This window comes from Nocardia sp. BMG51109, from assembly GCF_000526215.1.
In the GTDB taxonomy this organism is placed as follows: domain Bacteria; phylum Actinomycetota; class Actinomycetes; order Mycobacteriales; family Mycobacteriaceae; genus Nocardia.
The window spans coordinates 3,823,951-3,842,643 of the sequence record NZ_JAFQ01000004.1; the positions used below are offsets into that span (position 1 = coordinate 3,823,951).

The 18,693-nt window shown below is 67.8% G+C and carries 19 protein-coding genes; 7 read left to right on the plus strand and 12 right to left on the minus strand.

Translation table 11 applies throughout. The features are described 5' to 3' along the window. Positions 1 to 2 precede the first annotated feature (2 nt). The 7 genes from D892_RS0118920 to D892_RS0118950 all read right to left on the minus strand — a co-directional run bounded on the left by D892_RS0118920 (position 3) and on the right by D892_RS0118950 (position 6,144). Positions 3 to 1,415 (minus strand): class I adenylate-forming enzyme family protein, encoded by a 1,413-nt coding sequence (locus D892_RS0118920; protein ID WP_024802759.1) that lies wholly within the window; start codon positions 1,413 to 1,415, stop codon positions 3 to 5. Beyond that, the gene (locus D892_RS0118925; RefSeq protein ID WP_024802760.1) at positions 1,412 to 1,963 is read right to left on the minus strand and encodes a hypothetical protein; all 552 of its coding nucleotides are present in this window, start codon (positions 1,961 to 1,963) and stop codon (positions 1,412 to 1,414) included. Before D892_RS0118925 ends, D892_RS0118920 begins: the two co-directional genes overlap by 4 nt. Continuing rightward, positions 1,956 to 3,101 carry a beta-ketoacyl synthase N-terminal-like domain-containing protein gene (locus tag D892_RS0118930; RefSeq protein ID WP_036567230.1) on the minus strand — a complete coding sequence of 382 codons (1,146 nt, stop codon included), beginning with the start codon at positions 3,099 to 3,101 and terminating at the stop codon, positions 1,956 to 1,958. Before D892_RS0118930 ends, D892_RS0118925 begins: the two co-directional genes overlap by 8 nt. After that, a complete protein-coding gene (locus D892_RS0118935; RefSeq protein ID WP_051499102.1) occupies positions 3,095 to 3,607 on the minus strand; it encodes a 3-hydroxyacyl-ACP dehydratase FabZ family protein in 513 nt (170 codons plus the stop codon). The genes D892_RS0118930 and D892_RS0118935 overlap by 7 nt, the downstream gene beginning before the upstream one ends. Next, the gene (locus tag D892_RS0118940) at positions 3,604 to 3,879 is read right to left on the minus strand and encodes an acyl carrier protein (protein WP_024802763.1); all 276 of its coding nucleotides are present in this window, start codon (positions 3,877 to 3,879) and stop codon (positions 3,604 to 3,606) included. The genes D892_RS0118935 and D892_RS0118940 overlap by 4 nt, the downstream gene beginning before the upstream one ends. Positions 3,880 to 3,932: 53 nt before the next feature. After that, positions 3,933 to 4,721, minus strand: a complete 789-nt coding sequence (locus tag D892_RS0118945) for a 3-oxoacyl-ACP reductase family protein (protein WP_051499103.1) — start codon at positions 4,719 to 4,721, stop codon at positions 3,933 to 3,935. A 181-nt stretch (positions 4,722 to 4,902) separates the two neighbouring features. Further along, positions 4,903 to 6,144, minus strand: a complete 1,242-nt coding sequence (locus D892_RS0118950; RefSeq protein WP_198036927.1) for a helix-turn-helix domain-containing protein — start codon at positions 6,142 to 6,144, stop codon at positions 4,903 to 4,905. 238 nt (positions 6,145 to 6,382) lie between these two features. Between D892_RS0118950 and D892_RS0118955 the strand changes: the two genes are divergently transcribed. The 5 genes from D892_RS0118955 to D892_RS0118975 all read left to right on the plus strand — a co-directional run bounded on the left by D892_RS0118955 (position 6,383) and on the right by D892_RS0118975 (position 11,577). Next, entirely contained in the window at positions 6,383 to 7,723 is a 1,341-nt protein-coding gene (locus D892_RS0118955; protein ID WP_156959572.1) for a wax ester/triacylglycerol synthase domain-containing protein, read from the plus strand. Positions 7,724 to 7,753: 30 nt separating this feature from the next. Then, complete coding sequence (locus tag D892_RS41490) at positions 7,754 to 8,698, plus strand: alpha/beta hydrolase (RefSeq protein ID WP_024802767.1); 945 nt, start codon at positions 7,754 to 7,756, stop codon at positions 8,696 to 8,698. Positions 8,699 to 8,727: 29 nt separating this feature from the next. Further along, positions 8,728 to 8,952 carry a hypothetical protein gene (locus tag D892_RS0118965; protein ID WP_024802768.1) on the plus strand — a complete coding sequence of 75 codons (225 nt, stop codon included), beginning with the start codon at positions 8,728 to 8,730 and terminating at the stop codon, positions 8,950 to 8,952. Continuing rightward, positions 8,949 to 10,475: an AarF/ABC1/UbiB kinase family protein gene (locus D892_RS0118970; protein ID WP_024802769.1), complete on the plus strand. Its 1,527-nt coding sequence runs from the start codon at positions 8,949 to 8,951 to the stop codon at positions 10,473 to 10,475. The genes D892_RS0118965 and D892_RS0118970 overlap by 4 nt, the downstream gene beginning before the upstream one ends. Positions 10,476 to 10,752: 277 nt before the next feature. Further along, the gene (locus tag D892_RS0118975) at positions 10,753 to 11,577 is read left to right on the plus strand and encodes an IclR family transcriptional regulator (protein ID WP_024802770.1); all 825 of its coding nucleotides are present in this window, start codon (positions 10,753 to 10,755) and stop codon (positions 11,575 to 11,577) included. A gap of 27 nt (positions 11,578 to 11,604) precedes the next feature. On the opposite strand, the gene D892_RS0118980 is transcribed toward D892_RS0118975, so the two are convergent. Then, positions 11,605 to 12,756, minus strand: coding sequence for an LLM class flavin-dependent oxidoreductase (locus D892_RS0118980; RefSeq protein WP_024802771.1), 1,152 nt, complete (start codon positions 12,754 to 12,756; stop codon positions 11,605 to 11,607). Positions 12,757 to 13,115: 359 nt separating this feature from the next. Here D892_RS0118980 and D892_RS0118985 point away from each other — a divergent pair, with 359 nt between their 5' ends. Then, entirely contained in the window at positions 13,116 to 15,107 is a 1,992-nt protein-coding gene (locus D892_RS0118985) for an acyl-CoA dehydrogenase (RefSeq protein ID WP_198036928.1), read from the plus strand. Positions 15,108 to 15,172: 65 nt separating this feature from the next. On the opposite strand, the gene D892_RS41495 is transcribed toward D892_RS0118985, so the two are convergent. The 4 genes from D892_RS41495 to D892_RS41505 all read right to left on the minus strand — a co-directional run bounded on the left by D892_RS41495 (position 15,173) and on the right by D892_RS41505 (position 18,021). After that, complete coding sequence (locus tag D892_RS41495) at positions 15,173 to 15,421, minus strand: DUF5988 family protein (RefSeq protein WP_024802773.1); 249 nt, start codon at positions 15,419 to 15,421, stop codon at positions 15,173 to 15,175. 138 nt (positions 15,422 to 15,559) lie between these two features. Continuing rightward, a complete protein-coding gene (locus D892_RS0118995) occupies positions 15,560 to 15,946 on the minus strand; it encodes a nuclear transport factor 2 family protein (protein WP_024802774.1) in 387 nt (128 codons plus the stop codon). Next, a complete protein-coding gene (locus D892_RS41500; protein WP_084161601.1) occupies positions 15,943 to 16,815 on the minus strand; it encodes an aldo/keto reductase in 873 nt (290 codons plus the stop codon). The genes D892_RS0118995 and D892_RS41500 overlap by 4 nt, the downstream gene beginning before the upstream one ends. Before the next feature lie 81 nt (positions 16,816 to 16,896). Then, positions 16,897 to 18,021 carry a type III polyketide synthase gene (locus D892_RS41505; RefSeq protein ID WP_051499780.1) on the minus strand — a complete coding sequence of 375 codons (1,125 nt, stop codon included), beginning with the start codon at positions 18,019 to 18,021 and terminating at the stop codon, positions 16,897 to 16,899. 474 nt (positions 18,022 to 18,495) lie between these two features. Between D892_RS41505 and D892_RS0119010 the strand changes: the two genes are divergently transcribed. Then, positions 18,496 to 18,693 (plus strand): hypothetical protein, encoded by a 198-nt coding sequence (locus D892_RS0119010; RefSeq protein ID WP_024802775.1) that lies wholly within the window; start codon positions 18,496 to 18,498, stop codon positions 18,691 to 18,693.

Here is an 18,693-nt window from a genome sequence, read left to right on the forward strand (position 1 = left end):
TCCTATTCGGGGACGGACTTCGCCCAGCCGAGGCTGGCGGCGGGGTGGAGTCGAATGCGGGCGGGCCGTTCGGCGCGCAGCAGCTGTTCGCCCAGTCGGCGGTGGATGTCCTGTTCGCGGACGGTGGCGGTCTCGTCGAGATAGACGTCGAGCGTGAACTCCGTTTCACCGGAATCGTCCTGGTGTGCCCAGGCCCGCGCGGCAGTGATGCCGGGCTGCCGCTCCGCGATCCCGGCCACCGAACTCAGGCAGACCTTCTCGCCTCGGATCACGACGTACTTGGGCAGCCGCCCGTGACAGTACAGGTACCCGTCCGGATCCATGCTGAACAGGTCGCCGGTATGAATACCGTTGTCGTCCACTGTCGTTCGGCGAGCATCGGAGATACCGACCCGGCCGAGCATCGCGGTGTCGGTATCCACGATCAGCTCGCCGACCGGTTCGTCCGGGTCCGGCTTGTTCAGGCGCACACCGACTCCCGGCAACGGCAGGCCGACCGAAGAGTACCGGCTCGGTGGTTCCCGGTGTGCCGCCAGCGTCGACACCCGCGGCCCTGCCTCGGTGAGTCCGTAGGTGAGATACAGTTCGACTCGTGCGTTGTGCCGCAACAGCTCCCGCACGTAGGACGGGTCCAGTGCGGCGCCGCCCACGGTCAGCGCCCGCAGATTCCGGGGCAGCTTCGATCCCGCCTTGCTGATCGATGTGACCACCGCCGGGGTCACCGACGATATGTTCACCCCGTACCGCCGGATCGCCTCGGCGTAGGCCCGGGGCGCGAACGGCGGGCCGGAGATGACCGCCCTGCCCCCGCTCGTCAGGGTCGCGAGCATCTGAGCGACGAACGCATAGGAGAAGTGCAGGGGCAGGTTGATCAGCACGCTGTCGGTGGACCGCTGGCCGATCGCCGCGGCGTGCCGAGACCCGTTGCGCAGCAACGAGTCGAAGTCGTGCAGGCAGCCGCTGAACACGCCGGAGGTGCCCGAGGTCAGCAGGATGATCTCGCCGGGATGGTGCCGGTGTGCCTCGATATCCCGAAGGAGGGCCAGCTGCGCCGTGGGCGGAACGGTCCGCCCGATCTCGTATCCGGCCGGCTCGAATGTCCTCGGCGCCACCAGAGCACCGGCACCCAGCGCCTCGGCCATCTGCCGGATTCGCGCCGGCGGCGCCGACGGGGTGATCGGCACGGGAACCAGTCCCGCCGTCCGCACCGCGAAGACGACGGCGATCAGCTCCGCCCCGTTGGGCATCGCGATCAGAACGGGCGTGCCGGGGGCGAGATTCGTCCGCGCGATATCGTCGGCGAGGTCGGCCAGCCGCGGATGTCCGGCCCGCGGCCGGTCGACGTGGACGATCTCGTCGAGGAAGCGTTGCACGTCGTCGTCGGACAGGGCGGGGGTTGTCGACGGTCTCGTCATGTGGGCTCGCTCCGATCTCGCGGCCCGAGGACCGTGCTCGAAATCGTGTGGTGCCCTTGGTCGCCGGTGTGGTGAGTGCTGATGATCATGTACTCGGCCGCACCCTGCCGCAGCCACATTCGCGCGAGGGCGACCGCCGTGGGCAGTCCGGCATACGGCGGCATCGACAGTGTTGTGCTCGGCCCGCACAGAGCGAGCAGCTGACAGGACAGGCCGGCGACCGCACCCGGGTTCGCCCCGGAGAACCGCAACGGCGAGATGTGCCCGTCCGCGACGGTCGCGGCGATGCCGAGCATGGTGTGGGTGGTGCAGTAATCGCTCACGGCGATGTGGCCCACCGAATCCTTCACGGCCGCAAGATTGTCGGCACAGTCGTCGATGGCCTGCTCGACCGCGTCGAGTACCAGCCAGGCGAGCGGGTCGGCGTACACCGACGGCACCCGCCGCCGCGGGACGGCGTCGAGACCGGGTGCCACCGCGACGCCTCGGCCGGCCACCGCGAGATGACCGTCCGGCCGCAACAGTTCGGTGATCGTCGTATCAGGCACGGTCGCCCCCTCCCGCCCGGAATACGAGGCAGGTGTCGAATCCGCCGAACCCCAGGGTCACGCTGATCCCGGCGCCGGATCGAACGTCCATCGGATCCCGCTTCGGAATCGGCAGTGCCAGTTCGGGAATCGGTGCGGTCAGCGCGTGTACCGGGGGGACCATCCCGGTGTGCAGGGCCTGCACGAGAGCGATCGCCTCCATCGCGCCGGTGGCGCCGAGGGTGTGCCCGAACGCCCCTTTCGTCGCGAAGACGACCGGGGGACGTCGTGCTCCCTCGAACAGGTGCGCGTAGGCCGCGGCCTCCACCTCGTCGTTCACGGCCGTACCGGAGCCGTGGGCGTTGATCACCGAAATATCCTCGGTACCGACCTCTGCCGCGCGCAGGGCGCGGTGGACGGCGCGCCGCACGTTCGCACCGCTCCGGTCGGGCGCCACCGCACTGCTCGCGTCGTTGGCCGATCCGGTGCCGGCGAGGATCCCGTGGACCCGCGCTCCCCGGTCCCGCGCCGAGCGCGCGCGTTCCAGCACCAGGAAGGCGGCGCCCTCGCCGAGCAGGGTGCCGTCGTGGCGGACGTCGAAGGCCCGTAAGTCGGTGGGGGACATGGTGCCCAGGCTCGAGTGACCCATCCGCTTACCGATCGTCAGGACGTCGACGCCGCCGCACACGCAGATGTCCGCGGCCTCCGCCATGAGGAGGGCGGCGCCGGTGACCAGGGCGTCGGAGCCGGCGGAACAGGCGGTGGTCACGGTCACCGCGTCGTCGGCGTAGCCGCACTCGCGCGCCGCGACCGCCGACCACCGCGACAGGGAGCGGGTGTCGGACAGCTCGAGGTGCGGACCGTAGCTGGTGCCCAGCACCGGCCGGATACGCGGATCGCCGGCCGGCAGGCCCGCATCCGCAACTGCCTGGGCGAGTGTGGTTTTCGTCAGGTCGAGCTGTCGTTCCCATGCCGGTCGATCCAGCGCCACCTCGGAAACGACCGCCGCCCTGGTATTTCGGAGCGGGCGCGGCGAGCCGATGTCGGCCAGCCCGGAATCACCGGCGAGCAGCGACTTCCAGACGTCCGCGACGCCGGTGCCGAGCGCCGTCGACCACGCCATTCCGGTGACGCAGATCCGGCCGCCGCGGCTCACCACAGCTGGTCACCCAATTCGGAGGTGTGTAGTCGTGCCAGGGTGCCCCGGACCGTTGCGGCGTGCTGGTCCCGCACCCGTGCCCGGCACGCGAAGGTGAAGTACCGGCTGTCGAGGGACTCCTTCGTCGTCCGGAAAACGATCTGGTCACCCGGAACCACGATGCGGCCGAACCGGGCCTGCACCGAACCGACGAGGGTGATCTCGTCCTCGGCCAGCGGCGAGGTGGACAGCTGCAGGAGGATGATCGCCGACTGCGCGACCGCCTGCAGCAGGTGGCTGGCCGGGAAGATGCCGCGCTCGGGAAAATGTCCCGCGATGGCGTCGGTCTGCCCCGACACCACCATGAGGCTCGTCAGATAATCCCCGGGTTCGTAGTCGAGTACCCGGTCGAGGAACACCATCGGATGACGGTGTCGCAGCCAGCCTTTCAGCTCGGTGAAGCCCATGGTCCGGTTCGGCCCGGGCTCCGCGCCGGCCGGCGAGGCCACGTCTGCTGTCTCGGTCATGATTCGACTCGATTCTCGGGAGCCGCGGTCGCGCGGCGGTCCGAGATGAAGGCGGCCAGTTTGCGAACCGTCGCGAAATTCGCCGGGACGAAATCGTCGTCGGTGATCTGCACGGCGAAGGTGTCGCCGCACTGGGCGCGAAGTTCGACGAATCCGAGCGAGTCGACGCCGAGCTCATCGCGCAAGCCGTCGTCCAGCCCGATCTGCGCGGCCGGGACGGCGACGAACAGTTGGTCGACCAGGATCTTCTTGATGGTGTCTTCGATAGCCACGTCGCATCCTCCGGATAGTCGTCGATGGGTGATGGCCCGGTGGTGTGGGGTGTTCAGGGCCCGGGTCGGCCGTGCCCGAGCGCCGCGGTGATGCCGCCGTCGACGGGAATCAGTGCGCCGTTGAGGAATTCGGCACGCGGACCGGCGAGGAAGCGAACGACCTCGGCGATATGCTCGGGCCGGGCGAACCGCCGGGCGGGAATCTGGGCGCGGATCTTTCTGGCCGTCGCGGTCTCGAGATAGGTATCGATGAGATCTGTTTCGGTGAACCCGGGCAGGACGGCGTTGACCCGGATGCCGAACGGCGCGGCCTCCAGCGCGCAACAGCGGGTGAAGGCGCTGACGGCGCCCTTGGACGCCGCGTACACCGACTCACCCACCCAGCCCCGGGAGTCCATGACCGAGGAGGTATTGATGATCGCTCCGCTGCGTCGAGCGGAAAAATGCTCCAGCGCGGCCCGGGTGCAGTGGAAGACCCCGCCGAAGTTCACGCTCATCACAGTGGCCCAGTCGCCCGGACCACAGTCGCGCAGCAGCTTGCTGTCGGCGATACCCGCGTTGTTGACCAGGATGTCCAGGCCCCCGAACTCGGCGATCGTCTGCCGCACGAGACCCTGCGCGGCATCGGAATCGGCGACATCGCCCTGTAGCACAACGGCGCGCCCGCCCCGGTCGGCGATATCGGTGGCGACCCGGTCGGCCTGGGACTTGCTGGTCCGGTAGTTCACCGAGACCATGGCGCCGTCGTCGGCGAGTGCGCGGCAGACAGCGGCTCCTATGCCCCGCGAACCGCCTGTGACCAGAGCTACCATTCCGGCCAGATCTTGTGTGCGAGAAGTCATCCGACCCCCTCCGGCGGAATTGTCCTGTGACCGATGACGTTTCCCCAAATAGCTTCTGCCACTTGACGATACCGACCATGCCGCATTCCGGGCAGCCGCCGTTCCATACCATGGAACCAACCGGCACATTCGGCCGCCCGACGCGAGGCCCGCGATCCGAAACCGCTGTCGGGCAGCCGAATCAGGCCGACCGGCCCAGGGTGGCGAGGGACATGAGCCTGGAAAGTTCCCGGCTGATCACCCGATTGTCGTTCTGTACGAGACGTTGCAGGGTGGCGCAGGCGCCCGAGTCGTACCGGAGATGTTCCGGGCATGCCTCCGCCACCCGGGCGAGCATGAATACCGCCGCGACGTCGTCACCGTGCTTCGTGTATGCGGAGGCCAGCGCGACGTAGTACCGCAGGCGGCCGTTCAGCGGGTGGTCGTCGCCGACCTCCAATTCGGTGCCGATGCGGATGGCCTCGTCGAAGTCGGCGCGAACCAGAGCCATTTCGATTCGTGCGATACCGATCTCCGTCGGGCCGAAGGCGACACCGTACCGGTAATAATCGGTCCCGAGTTCACGGGCCAGCCGATTCGCGGAGGCGATCAGGTCGGTCGCCGCGGGAAGGTCGTGCGCCGCGGCCGTCGCCTGCGCCGCCAACAGTTGCAGGGCACCGGTCAGCACGGCCCGATCCGGGAAACCCTGCGAACTCACGGACAGGAACCGGGCGGCGGCCAGTGCGTACTCGCGACTCTCGGCCACCTGGCCGATATGCATGAGGGCGTTGGACGTATGCCATACGGAGGCGGCCAATCGCAAGGGTTGCTCCACGTCCGACGACAGCGTCATCGCCCGGTCCGCGACCGTCCACGCCAGGCCGTGGGCGCCGAGATCGGTCAGCAGTTCCCGGGCGAGATGATAGGCATCGGTGAGCGGGTCGGCCGTATCGGAGGTGGGCAGGTGCCGGCGGCAATTCCGGTATGCCGTGATGAGCGGCGGAAGTTGTCGGCGGAGCGTCGAGTATCTGCTGTCGGAATATATCCAGGCCTGGCGGCACTGCGACAGCCTGTCGAGCAGTTCCTGGGGCGACTCGGCCACCGGCGGCCCGTCGCCCCGTACCAGGAACGCCGGGGGTTCGAGAATCGCTCGCCCCATCGCCCGCACCGTGTCGCCGGTCGTGTCGGTATGGGGAGCCACCGGAGGAACGGGCAGGCTGATCAACTCGTTGATATTGTCGATGCGGAGTACCGCCGCCAGTCGCGCGATGAGTTCGATGCTGTCGAGTCGTTGCCGCCCGATCTCGACCAGCCGGAGCCATTCTTCGCTGCGCCCGACGAGGTTGGCCGCCACCCGCCGCGACAATCCGCGCTGCCTGCGCCGTAATTCGATCCGCTCGCCCACAGTCGGCCTGTCGATTCTCGACGAGAGTGAATCAAACACGACGCCTCCTCGAATCACAGTGTCCCCGGGCCCCGCTCGTATGCTTGATGATAGCTGTCTCGCCCGAAAGTAGGAGTGCATACAGCGCTTTCGGCGGCTGACCTCCGGTCCTGGTCCGGCCGCTCGGACCGGACGCGCGGTTCCACGGTATGGAACAGTACTGTCCGGTGTAGCGCGACGGCGGTAACATCATGTGGCAGAAGCCAATTGGAAAACACCAGCGTAACCTGGTGCAGCCGTGCGGATTCCGTCGCCGAAGAATGTCCGGTATCTCCGAATCGGCGGCGGGCGGTCGTGCTGGACATTAACAAGTGTCGTCTCCAAGTCATCCACGTCCTTCCCCGGAGGTGTCGCCGTGAGTGTTCGCTTCCGCGCCAAACCCATGGACCGGGCGATGAACGATCTCTCCCGGCGCTGGCGCAGCATGACGGTGGGATGCGTACTCGAGCTGGAGGGCCGGGCCCCCTCGGTGGACGAGTTGCGCCGCCACGTCGCGACCCGCCTCGATGCGCTTCCCCGGCTCACCCACTATCTGAAAGGGCCTGGTCTGCGCCCACACTGGGAATACGACCCCCGGCTCGACATGGACGCCCGCGTCCGGGAGAAGACGCTCGACCCCGGAGACCGGGAGTATGCGGCCACGCTGGCGGAGCTGCCGGCGATCCCGCTGCCGGCAACGGGACCGCCGTGGGACATGTGGCTGCTGCGGGGGCATGCGGAGGGGCGTTTCGCGATCGCCTATCGTGCTCACCACACCACTCACGACGGCGCCGGAGTCGCCCACTCCCTGCACACACTGTTCGCGGAGGCCGAGCCGAAGTCCGTGCCGCACAACGCGTCCGGCAAGCCGGGGCCCGCCGCCTTCCGCGACGTCGCCGCAAAGGTCGTCGGATCGTTGGCCGTCAACAACATCTGGAACGATCCGAACCGGCCGATGCACGGCACCCGTACCGATGCGCGGATCCGCGTGTCCACCGATTCGTTGCGGCCCGATGTCACGGTCCCCGACGGCCGCAGCCGCGACACCGTGCTGGCCCGTCTGACCGCCGCGCTGCGCACCTGGAGCGAAGAATACTGGCCCCCCGCCGTGGGCCGGCCGATCCCGGCCCTGGCGATGGTCGATCTGCATCGCGCCGATGAGGTGCATCTGCCCGGCAACCTGTTCACCTTCGCGCCGTTCTCCCTGCCCTGCCATCTCGACGATCCCGCTCGGCAGTGGGAGCACGTGATCGCGGCGGCGCGGACGCAGCGCGATCCGCGCCATCGCGCGGCGATGCGCGTGCTGCACGATGTGACTCCGGCACGGGTATTACAGCAACACATACTCCAGGTGCTGAGCCCGCCGCGGGCCATCGTCTGTACGTCCCATCTGTCCGTGTACCGGCCGCTGAGTTTTCAGGGCGCCCCGGTGACCGAGATCGTTCCCTTCTCGACATTGCCGAGTAACTGTCCCATTTCCATGTTCTCGGGTGCCTACAACGGCGTGACGAATGTGTTCTTTGCGGTGGATACCGCTTTTCCCGGATTACACGAACTACCGCGGCTCTGGCAACGAGCCGCTGTGCCGGTAAGGGGGTAACCGTTGGTTTCGATACCTGTTCCGGGGCCCGTGCTCAGAGGATATGCCCGGATCATCGCGGCACGCGAGTTCTCGGCCCGCGCGACGATACCGGAGCTTCGCCGGCGGCACGAACTGCTCTCCCATCTGATACCGGCCAAATCCGGTGTCGGTGTCACCCGGCAGATCGTCGGCGGCTTGTACACCGAGGTGCACACGCCGTGCGAGACCGTGCCCGGGCGGATGCTGCTGTATATCCACGGCGGCGGTTTCTGCCTGGGAAACGCACGCACCTATCGGGGCCTGGTCAGCCGCCTGGCGGACCAGCTCGGCGCGGTCGCCTATGTTCCGAACTACCGCCTCGCGCCGGAGGATCCGTTCCCGGCGGCCGTCGACGACGTGCTGTCGTTGTACTCGGCCCTGGTCGACGACGTGCCCGAGTTGCAGGGCGAAGTGGAGTCGCAGGGCGAAGTGGTGGTCGCCGGCGATTCGGCCGGCGGCGGGCTGACCCTGTCCCTGGCCGTGGCGGCACGTGAACAAGGTCTTCCCCTGCCCACCGTGCTCGGCATGATCTGTCCCGCGCTGGATCTGAGAGAAGAGGCTCGGGTCGACCTCCCGGCGCACAACCGCGATCCGGTGCTGACCACCGAACTGCTCAACCGGTTCAGTGACGCCTATTGCGCCTCCGCCGACACCAGCGATCCGAGAATGTCTCCGCTGCTGGCCGATATGGCCGGCCTTCCTCCGATGGTCCTCGATACCGCCGAGCTCTGCCCGTTGCGGCGTTCGTCGCAACGGCTCCGGGACAAGTGCCGCGCGGCGGGGATCCCCGTGCGGTACAGCGAATACACCGATCAGGGCCATGTATTCCACATCAGCGCCGGCATCGTCAGGGATGCCGACCTGGCGCTGAATGCGTTCGGCGTATCGCTGGCGCGGTCGCTGGCCGTCGACCGGACAGAAAGGAGCGCACACGGCCGATCCACCACGGAATGAGTGTTTGTGTATTACGTAAGGAGAGCGCAATGGCTACGGAACGGACCGGTTTGGTCAAGTATGTCGGTCGCGTCCTGGACGGAGCGAAGGAATGCGTCGACGGGGCCAAGGACTGTGCGGATGCGGTCCTGGACAATTCCGGCGGCATCGAACGCGGTGCCCGGCATACGGTGCGTGCGGTATTCGGACAGGACCCGAGCGATTCGGCCCGCGACGAGGACAGGTCTGACGCACCGCGTCGAACACCCGCATGAGCCTGCGCAGAGGCATTCTGTACGCGGGACTGGCGGGCAGGCTGGCGGCCGATTTCCTGGCCGCCCACAACGATGACGGGACCGCCGAGCAGCGGATGGCCCGGCGCCGGTCGCAGCGGGCGGTGACCGTGCGGAAAACGCTCGAGGAGCTCGGACCGTTCTTCACCAAGATCGGTCAGGTTCTCGCCACCCGGCCGGATTTCGTCTCCGGCGAGATGATCGCGGAACTGGAGGCGCTGCAGAGCAACGTCACCGTCGAACCGTTCGAGTTGTTCGAGCCCGTACTGTGCGAGGAATTGGGGCCCGACTGGCGGAGCTGGTTCGCCGATATCGATACGGTCGATCCGCTGGGCTCGGCATCGCTCGCACAGGTGTATCGCGTGACCCTGGCGGACGGCACCGATGCCGTGTTGAAGATACAGCGTCCGGGGACGCGAGCCCGCGTGCTGACCGATATGGTCCACGTGCATCGGACGGGCGCGATCGTCAGCAGGCTGTTTCCCCGGCTCGACGCGGTCATCGACATAGGGAGTGTCATCCGGGTGATCACCGATGCGATGCGTCCCGAACTGGATTTCACGGTCGAAGCGGAAAATATGAAGGAAGCTCGGCGCCTCGCCCGGGATTTTGCCTACATCTCGGTACCCGAGGTCATTCATACGACTCCTCGAGTTCTGCTCCAGAGCATGGCGCCCGGAGCCGGGATCAGCGCGGTCGACCCCGGAACATTCAGCGATCACGAACGCGAGGCGATCGGCCGGGATCTCCTCAGATTCATGTACCACAGCTATTTCGTGCACCGGTACTTCCACGCCGACCCGCATCCCGGCAATATATTCGTGCACCCCGGCGCGGGGGCCTGGCTGATCGATTGGGGGATGGTGGGCCGCCTCGACCGGCATCTCAGCGCACTGCTGCTGCTGATTCTGACGAGCATCGCCCAAAATGACGGAAACGCTCTCGCGCGGGCCTGGATGGAGGCCGGCCAGTGCACCGAGTGGGCGGATATCGAGGGTTTTTCACAGGATATGTCCCTGCTGGTGCCGAGGCTCGTGACCTCCTCGCTCGAGCAGTTGAGCTTCGGCGCGACGCTGAGCGCCGTGCTTCGCGCCTCCGCGCAACGCGGCATCCGATCCAGCCCGCTCGTCGGTCTGCTCGGCAAGTCCTTTTCCAATGTCGAGGGATCGATACGCTGCTTCGCCCCGCAGATCAGCCCGATCGTGGAGTTCGAGGAATGCCTCGGCCCGGTGATGCGAAATCTGTTGTCGGAGACGCTGTCCAGGCCGCAATTGGCGCGCCACGCCATGGAGTTCTTCATCGGTGGCGTGACGGTCGCGGGGCAGGCGAGAGAGGTGTTCCGGGATCTGTCCTCCGGACGATTCGGCGTGCGTGCCACGGTCGTTCAACCGGCGGCCCTGCAACGAGCCGGGGCCTACGGCAACGGCCTCGGCAAGCCCGCGGTCGTGGCCGCCGCGCTGGTCGGTGGCGCGGTGTGGCTCCGCGATCGCCGGCGACGATCCTAGCCGGTCCGGTCGCCCGTCCGGTCCGGCCCGAGCACGGATCGGCCCCGGATCGACTACGCCGGAAGTTTGTCGTGCCCAACAATTTTTGGGCGCGGCTCCCGGGACCGCTCCTACTCTGAGAACCGTCGCCGATCCACACGGCGGCGCTGTGTCCTGCATCGTGCTGTGCCCTGAATTGCGCTACGCCCTGGAATTGCTCGCCTCCGAATCCCCGATCCGTGAGACAGGATATCGCCATGGCATTCGACGACGTCGACGGCTCGGCCGGGTACGCCCGATGAATCGCCCGGATCGTATCGATACGCAACCACAGATAGCCGGGGCCAATGCCGTCGACCGGGCGCTCACGGTGCTCGAGATACTCGGGGACGCCGGACGGCCGGTCCGGCTGGCAGAAATCGCCCGGCGCGCCGAGCTTCCCAGGTCCACGGCTCACCGGCTGTTGCAAGTTCTGCTCGCGCACAACATGATCGCCAGTGACCAGGGGACCTATTCGGTGGGTGGCCGCATCCACGATTGGCTCCAGCCGGAGTCCGATCTCGACGCCAGATCGCTACGGGCCGTTGCCATTCCATTCCTGGTCGATCTGCACAACCGCACCCGCGGGGCCGTGTATCTCGGAGTGCTGCGGCGTGGTCAGGTGTGGTACCTCGCGAAGATATTCGGGCACAGGGTTATTCGGACGCCGTCACGGTACGCAGACTGGGCCCCGGCGCACTGTACGGCGATCGGGAAGGTTCTGCTGTCGGCCGGATCCGGAGCACAGCCGGTGGATCGGGCCGTCCGGGCCGGCGGCAGGCCGTCGCGCACCGGCTCGGAAATGGCGGCGCTCGCCGAGGAGACGATGCCGACCGGCCCCCACGGCGTCGTCTCCAGCCTGGGCAACTACGTGCCGGACATCGGATGCCTTGCCCTCGGAGTCACCGACGCGAGTGGCGACACGCGCGCCGCGATCGCGGTGAGCGACCACGTGGACAGGCTCAACCTGATATCGGCGAACCACCATCTCCGGCACATCGGGTCCGCCTGCTCGCTGGCCGTGCAGCGGGCCGACCTCGGCCGTTCACGGAACTCCGCCGGACACGCCTCGAGGCCCCGGTAGCGGGGCCTCGGTAGCGGGCCGGTCCGGCTACAACTGCCGCAGTTTGCGCAGGGCCCGGATGATGGGCAGGTTGGAGGTCAGCACGGGGCCGAACTTCGGGTGGACCGAGCTGAAGTTCACCAGCACCGGGTAGCGCAGACCGTGATCGCGCCACACCGCGATCTGGTCACGGATCTCATCGGGCTTACCGACGACGCAATAGTCGCGCACCATGGCCGGGCTGACCTTCTCGGCATACGACAGCACCGTGTCGCGATCCAGCAAGTGCGGCAACAGATCCTGGATTCCGGAGAAGTTGTCGCCCAGCGGGTGTTGCACCCCGTGCCGGGCCCACACCTCCGACGACATACACAATCCGAAGGCCCGCGCGGCGACCGACTCGACGGCCTCCTCGATTCCGTCGTCGCTCAGCCCGGTGATGACGAACAGCATCGCCGCCGGAACGATCGAACGGGGGTCGCGGCCGGCGTTCGAGGCCGCGTCCCGGACCGCGGTGAGATGTTCTCGATATTGGGCGGGCGTCTGCGGATAGGCGGGAAACCAGGCGTCGGCGTACCGGCCCACGGCACGCAGCATGCGCGGTCCGTGGCCGCCGATCCACAGTTCCGGTCTGGTCCCGCGATAGCGGGGGACGTCGAAGACGGCGTCGCGCAGCGGAAAGAACTTCGAGTCCCGGGTGACCGGCTCGCCGCCCGATTCCCACAGCACCCGAATGGTTTCGACCGCCTCCTCGAACCTCGCGACCGGCGTATCCCAGGCGACGCCGTAGGGCGCGTTGTTCTCCCGCTCGCCGGGGCCCAGGCCGAGGATCGCCCGGCCGCGGGTGAACAGGTGCAGGCTGGCCGCGGCCTGCGCGGTCACCGCGGGATTGCGGCGCCCGGCGTCGGTCACCCCGATGCCCAGCCGCAGCCGGCGCAGATTGTTCTGCGCGGCAACGTAGCCGAGCGCCGTCCAGGGTTCGTGGAACGCGTTGGCATTCGGCGTCAGCCGGGCGGCGCCGAAGTCCTCGGGCCGCCACACCGAACTGGGCAGGAGCCCGACCAGATGATCCGGCAGGAACAACGCGTCCACCCCGGCCAGCTGCGCCAGCCATTGACTGGCTCGCAGGGTGAGATCGGGTGTGAGCCTGGGAACGAGCGCCAGGTCGAGCAGGCCCGTTCGAAACGTGTCCGTCACCATGATCTTCCCCTCTCACAGTGGCATGTCCGGGACGAGAAGCAGACGACCCGCCGCGCGGCGGAGCACCGACCGTGAACGTAACCCCGGCCCCGGGCGGGTCGGCCAAAAAGGTTTGTCACCCAAGAGTTTTCAATGGACGCATGCCCAAGAAATTTTGCCGTCGACCGCCCTGTAGGGCCTACCGTCGGTTCGCCACCCCTTATCCGGAGGGGAACGCAGCCATGCCGACCATCACCAGGGGCGTCGGATACCCGGTCACCACGACATCGGCCGCGATGTCCCGGCGTCGACATCACCGAGGCCGAGCATCCGAACGAATGACCGGGCACGCCAACCGAGTTGACATCCGAGGCGGCGAGATGAGCACAGAATCCGAACCGATCGTCACAGCGAGATCCGAGTCGGCGCAGGAGAGCCTGCGACACTTCGTATTTCCGCCACAGCACTATTCGGGACCCGACGGCATCGCCACCTGGTTATCTCGGGCAATACCCGCCGGCTTCTTCCATCAGCCCGACGATCTCAACCGGCAGCAACGGATCGGCCTGTCGTACGCCCGCGCGGCGGAGGCCGGGAAGGCGGCGCCGCGGGCCGACGTCCTGCTCGCGCAGCCACCGGCGCTGGCGGCCCTGCTGGCGCGTGCGGCGAGTGCCGACCCCGCGATGTTCCATATCCTCCTCGTGCACTACACCCTGGTGCTGGCCCCCATCCTTGCCTCGGACCCGCACGGCCGATCGGAGGGGTTGGACGAACTGCGGTCGGCTCTCCAGTCGATGACCAGTTTCGGCAGCGCGCTGATGACCGAGGCGGCCCGCAGCAACAGTCAGGTGCACCTGCGCACCGAGGCCCGCTTCGACCCGCTGACACGGGAATTCATCCTGCACACACCGGACCCGGATGCGACGAAGTTCCCCAACAGCGCCGGTCATCCGGCAGTCCCCAAGATCGCGGCGGTCTACGCGCGGTTGATCGTGGGCGGAACCGACTGCGGCATATTCACCTTCGTGCTGCCGATCAAGGATCGGCACGGCGCCGTCGCCGGCGGAGTCCAGATCACCCCGGCCCCGGCGACCTCGGCGCTGGCGTGCGACTTCGCCTATACGCGGTTCTGCTACAAGCGGATTCCGTTCCATTCCTGGTTGAGCAACGGCGCCCGCATCGACGGGGCGGGCCGATTCCACGATCCCGCAAGCGATCCGGCCGACCACGGTGTTCAGCCCCCGGATCCTCGTGCCGGCGCCGATGATTCGGCGGCCGGTGTGCCGCTGATTCTCCGGTCGGTCGGCGCGGCGACCTCGGCGGTGCGCGCATTCGCGGAGACCCGCCGCCCGCGTCGGCGACCAGCCGCACCCCGGGCACACAACGGCGCCGCCGGGCCGGACCCGTCCGCCCGGCTCACCCGGACGATGAGCGCTCCGGCGCCGCACGTCTGGCGCAGCATCATCGCCGCGGCGGCCGGCGTCGCCAGGGAATCGGCCATCCTCCTGCATACGCATACGACAGGCCGGTTGACCATGGGGCGGCTCGCTCCCGAGCAGCCACTGATGCGCTATCGGTCACAGCAGGAGGCGGTTCTCGGATCCCTTTCCGGCGCCTACGTTTCGACGGTCCTGGCCAACCATGTCACGGGAGTCGACCGGATCGTTCCCTCGGCGCGGGCCGACACGACGTGGGCGCCCTGGTCGGCGGTCGACCCCGACCTGCCGCTGCTGAAGGCCGCGACCACCCGGATGAGCGCGGACGTCATCGCGATGTGCCGCGCGCGCAGCGGATCCGTGGGCTTCGTGGCCGACGATCGGCTCAACGGCTACCACGGCCTCGTGCACGCCTATTTCAGCGCCGGCGGCGACAACGAACTCATCCTGCTCGACACCGCCCACGCGATGGCCCGCCCCGGCGACGACCGGTCGCCGGCACCCGAGTTCTCGCCGCCGGCGGATGCCGATCCCACGATGCCCCGGGTGTGCCTGGCGCTGGCGCACTCCGTGGAACGATATTTCCAGCAGCGCCTGATCAACGCGATAGCGGCCGCGACCCGGGCCGGCGACAGCCAGTTCACCGCCTGGAACGACAATCTGGCCCTGGCGCGCACCGCCGGAGCGGCCCGTGCCGACCGCATCGTGATCCAACTGGTGGGCGACGCGGCCGACACCGCCCCCCACCCGATATCCGCCGTACTGCGCTACCACCTGCTCTCCTGGGTCGAACAGCATGCGGGATCGGTCACCGACCAGCTGCTGGTGGCACCCCATCTACTCGAACGAGTGTGGCAGCGCCGCCGAGCACTCTGCGACGAACTGCTACCCCACGTCCCGGAACTGGTGTGCGCCTTACAGTTTCCCGATCGATGAGGCGAAGATGGTTGCCGTTGCCGCTTTTCGCCCGGCAACCCCGCGGCTGTCGAGGCCGGCGCACGCTACTCGGCGATGGCGGTCGTATAACTCCAGCTGTAGATCGGAAGCATCTGCCCGTCGATTTCGGTGCCGGCCCCGGTGGCCACGAAATGCCAGTGGCGGCCGTGGAAGTCCACGATCAGACGACCGGCTACCCGGTCGCGTTCGGTCGCCCGCGCCACCGGTCCGAGCCCCGCGGGCCCGCCGGTCAGCAGGACGTGAACCGGGCGCGAATCTCCCGCCGTATCGTCGGCCTCCGGAGGGAAGTTCACCCGAACCACCTCTTTCGTTCATGCCTACCGCGGGCGAAGCGTCACGAGCGGAGCGGTCGGCTGTAGCGGATCGAACGTGTCCGAGGAGAAGTATCCGGCCCAGCCGTCGAGCGGGGAGCAAACCCGAGGAGGGCCAATTCATTTGGGCTCCCGCAGGTGCGCCAAGGCCGCGAGGTCGTGGGCGTTCTCCCAGTGCTCGGCGATGCGGCCGCCGACGAAGCGCCACAGCCCGCAGAACGGCACCGCGATCGTGCGCGGGCGGCTCGCGCGTAGCGTGCCCAGAACGGCACCGAAGTAGTCGTCGGCGACGATATCGGTGACGTCCATGACGAGGGTGTTGTCGGTGCGATCGAGTAGTGCGTGTTCGTGCGCCGCCACGGCGTGCTTTCCCCGCACCTGTCGGGGTTGCCGGTCGCGGTCGGCCGGGTGCAGGACGATGTCGTCGGTGGCGAACCGTTCCAGCTGGGTCAGGTCGGCGTAGATCGTGCGCAGCATCGCGCTGTGCGGGTGGACGACGGCGGTCATGCGCGGCGCTCCTGTCCGGTGTGTGGGGTCGGCCGCCACGGGGTGGAGTGGGAACACAACTCGGCGAGGGCGTCCCATCGATCGGGGGCGAGAGTGAGGGTGGCGGCGCGCATGTTGTCCTCGAGATGAGTGATCGAGGTGGTTCCGGGGATGACCAGGGTCGCGGGGGAGTGGTGCAGCAGCCAGCCCAGGCCGAGCTGGGCGGGGGTGGCGCCGAAGTCCGCCGCGACGCCGGTGAGGATGCCGTCGGGACCGACGAGGTCGCCGTGCCCGAGCGGGAACCACGGGATGAAGGCGAGATCGTTGGCCTCCGCGTAGTGCAGGACCTCTTCCCCGGCGCGGTCGGCGATGTTGTAGAGGTTCTCCACGGCGACGATATCGGCGATGCGGCGGGCCTGGTCGATCTGGTCGATGGTGACCTCGGGCTGCCCGGACAGGCCGAGGTGGCGGATCTTGCCCTGCTGCTGCAACTCGACCAGGACGCCGAGCTGGTCGGCCAGCGGCACGGCGGTGTCGATGCGGTGCAGCTGATAGAGGTCGATCCGGTCGCGGCCGAGGTTGTACAGGCTCAGTTCGACCTGCTGGCGCAGATATTCGGGTCGGCCGCAGGCCACGATGTAGGGCTGCCGTCCGGGTTCGTGGCCCCAGTCCGCGGGCCCGGTGCGCAGCATTCCGCCCTTGGTGGCGATCACGAGATCGTCGGGGTACGGATGCAGGGCCTCGCGGATGATGCGTTCGTTGTAGCCCGGGCCGTAGGAGTCGGCGGTGTCGATGAAGTCGACGCCGAGGTCGACCGCGCGGCGCAGCACGGCGATGGCGGCGTCGGGATCGGCAGGCGGGCCCCACATCCCGGGGCCGGTCAGGTGCATCGCACCATAGCCGAGCCGGTTGACGGTGAGGTCGCCGCCGAGATCGAGAGTCGGGGTGGTCACGGTCGTCTCCGCCTTCCTTCAGGTGGCCCGCATCATGTGTGCGGGCGGCCGGGGTCGTTGTCGTTCCGCCCGGCCGGGTTCGGGTTCCGAACGCGTGTCGGTGGTCCAGCTACCGAGGGTCATTTCGGCCGTGATGCCGGGCCCGAATCCGGCGAGCAGGCCGCGAGCGCCGTCGAAGGCGGCACCGTCGTCGAAGTAGCGGCGCAGCGCGTCGAGGACGACGGCGGAGGCGATATTGCCGTAGTCGGTGAGCGTGGCGCGGCTGTAGGCGAACCTGGCCGGATCGACGCCGAGGAACCGGGACAGGTCGTCGAGGATGCGGGGGCCGCCGGCGTGGACGATGTAGAAATCCAGCGCCGAGCAGTCCCAGCCGTATCGGGCCGCCATGTCGTGCAGCGCGGGAGCGAGCTGTTCCATGGTGCCCGGCACCCGCTTGTCGAGCAGGAAGTGGAATCCGGTGTCCTTGACCGCGTAGGCGATCCAGTCCTCGGTGTCGAGTACCAGCCGGGTGCCGTTGCGTTCCAGCGAGAATCCGGTACCGCCCTCACCGGCGACGACAGCGGCGGCTATCGCGTCGCCGAACAGCCCGTTGGACAGCAGGTTTCCGACGGTGGTGTCGCTGGGTTGATAGCACAGCGAGCAGAACTCGCAGGCCACGACCAGCACGTTGGTTCCCGGGTGGGCGAGGCAGAAGTCGTGGGCGCGGCCGATGGCCGCGCCGCCCGCCGCGCATCCGAGCTGGGCGATCGGGATCTGCCGTGTGTCGCAACGGAATCCGAGATCGTTGATCATCCACGACGTCAGCGGCGGCATGGTGAATCCGGTACACGACACGAAGACGATCGCGTCGATCTCGGCCGGTGGCAGTCCGGCGTTGGCGAGGGCCTGCTCGACCACGGCGGGCACGCGCGCCTTCGCTTCACGCACGTAGATCAGGTTGCGGGTCTCGAAACCGGGGTGGTGCAGCGTGTCCTCGATCGGCTGCACGATGTGGCGGGTGCGGACGCCGGTGTTGCGGATCAGCTGGACCACCAGGTCCAGCTGCTCGTGATCGGGGTGAAGTTCCACCGCCAGTTCCAGGGTGTCGTCGAGTGTGACGACATGCTCGGGGACGGCCACGGCGGGGCGGCATAGAACGGGCATCACTACCTCCTTCCTGTACTCGGTGCGGCGCTCCCGAAATGCCGTGTTCCGGATTTCGCGGAACACGGCATGTGCCGGCAGCGCCCGGCAATGCATTTTCGGCGCGGAGAGGGGAGTGTCGAGGCCGATGAGAGTTCCGGATCCGAAAATGAGAAGAAACGTGCGGAACCGGAAAAACTATCGCGCAGGATTATCTGGTTTTCAGAATTTTCCGCTCCGGGAACAGCCCGGCTACGTGGCGGTTCCGACGGCCCCACCGCCTGCGGGAGCTGCCCGGAACCGGTGCTTATCGAGCCTGTCTGGGAGTCTAGCGGCCTGCGGCTCCGTGAGTCCATACCCTCGCGTTGTGCGTCCGCAATTCGGTCGCAGCAGTTGGGCGCCTGACTATTTCCGGTATCGCCTGTCGTGTGCGGATATGCCGGTCTTTCCTGTTGTCTACAAGTCTGTCGATGAGATACCGCGAACATTCGGGAAATGCGCGACCGCCGCGATTGCCTCCTGCGATATTTCGGTGAGCGCAACGACGCGGCCCCCTACCCGACCGCCCGCGGTGGGCTGCTGAACGCAGTCGGCACCCGAGACCTGTTCGCGGCCAACGATCTTCCGCCGCTCGGGGACGATGGCTTGCGCATGGGCGACGTCCGCGATGTCAGCGGCACCCTCGACAAGTAG

Bases quoted from the DNA above. Each gene is read 5' to 3' on its own strand.
- D892_RS0118920 (WP_024802759.1), bottom strand. From the start codon at position 1,415: ATGACGAGACCGTCGACAACCCCCGCCCTGTCCGACGACGACGTGCAA.
- D892_RS0118935 (WP_051499102.1), bottom strand. From the start codon at position 3,607: ATGACCGAGACAGCAGACGTGGCCTCGCCGGCCGGCGCGGAGCCCGGG.
- D892_RS0118945 (WP_051499103.1), bottom strand. From the start codon at position 4,721: ATGACTTCTCGCACACAAGATCTGGCCGGAATGGTAGCTCTGGTCACA.
- D892_RS0118965 (WP_024802768.1), top strand. From the start codon at position 8,728: ATGGCTACGGAACGGACCGGTTTGGTCAAGTATGTCGGTCGCGTCCTG.
- D892_RS0118970 (WP_024802769.1), top strand. From the start codon at position 8,949: ATGAGCCTGCGCAGAGGCATTCTGTACGCGGGACTGGCGGGCAGGCTG.
- D892_RS0118975 (WP_024802770.1), top strand. From the start codon at position 10,753: ATGAATCGCCCGGATCGTATCGATACGCAACCACAGATAGCCGGGGCC.
- D892_RS0118980 (WP_024802771.1), bottom strand. From the start codon at position 12,756: ATGGTGACGGACACGTTTCGAACGGGCCTGCTCGACCTGGCGCTCGTT.
- D892_RS0118985 (WP_198036928.1), top strand. From the start codon at position 13,116: ATGAGCACAGAATCCGAACCGATCGTCACAGCGAGATCCGAGTCGGCG.
- D892_RS0118995 (WP_024802774.1), bottom strand. From the start codon at position 15,946: ATGACCGCCGTCGTCCACCCGCACAGCGCGATGCTGCGCACGATCTAC.
- D892_RS41500 (WP_084161601.1), bottom strand. From the start codon at position 16,815: ATGCACCTGACCGGCCCCGGGATGTGGGGCCCGCCTGCCGATCCCGAC.
- D892_RS41505 (WP_051499780.1), bottom strand. From the start codon at position 18,021: ATGCCCGTTCTATGCCGCCCCGCCGTGGCCGTCCCCGAGCATGTCGTC.
- D892_RS0119010 (WP_024802775.1), top strand. From the start codon at position 18,496: ATGCGCGACCGCCGCGATTGCCTCCTGCGATATTTCGGTGAGCGCAAC.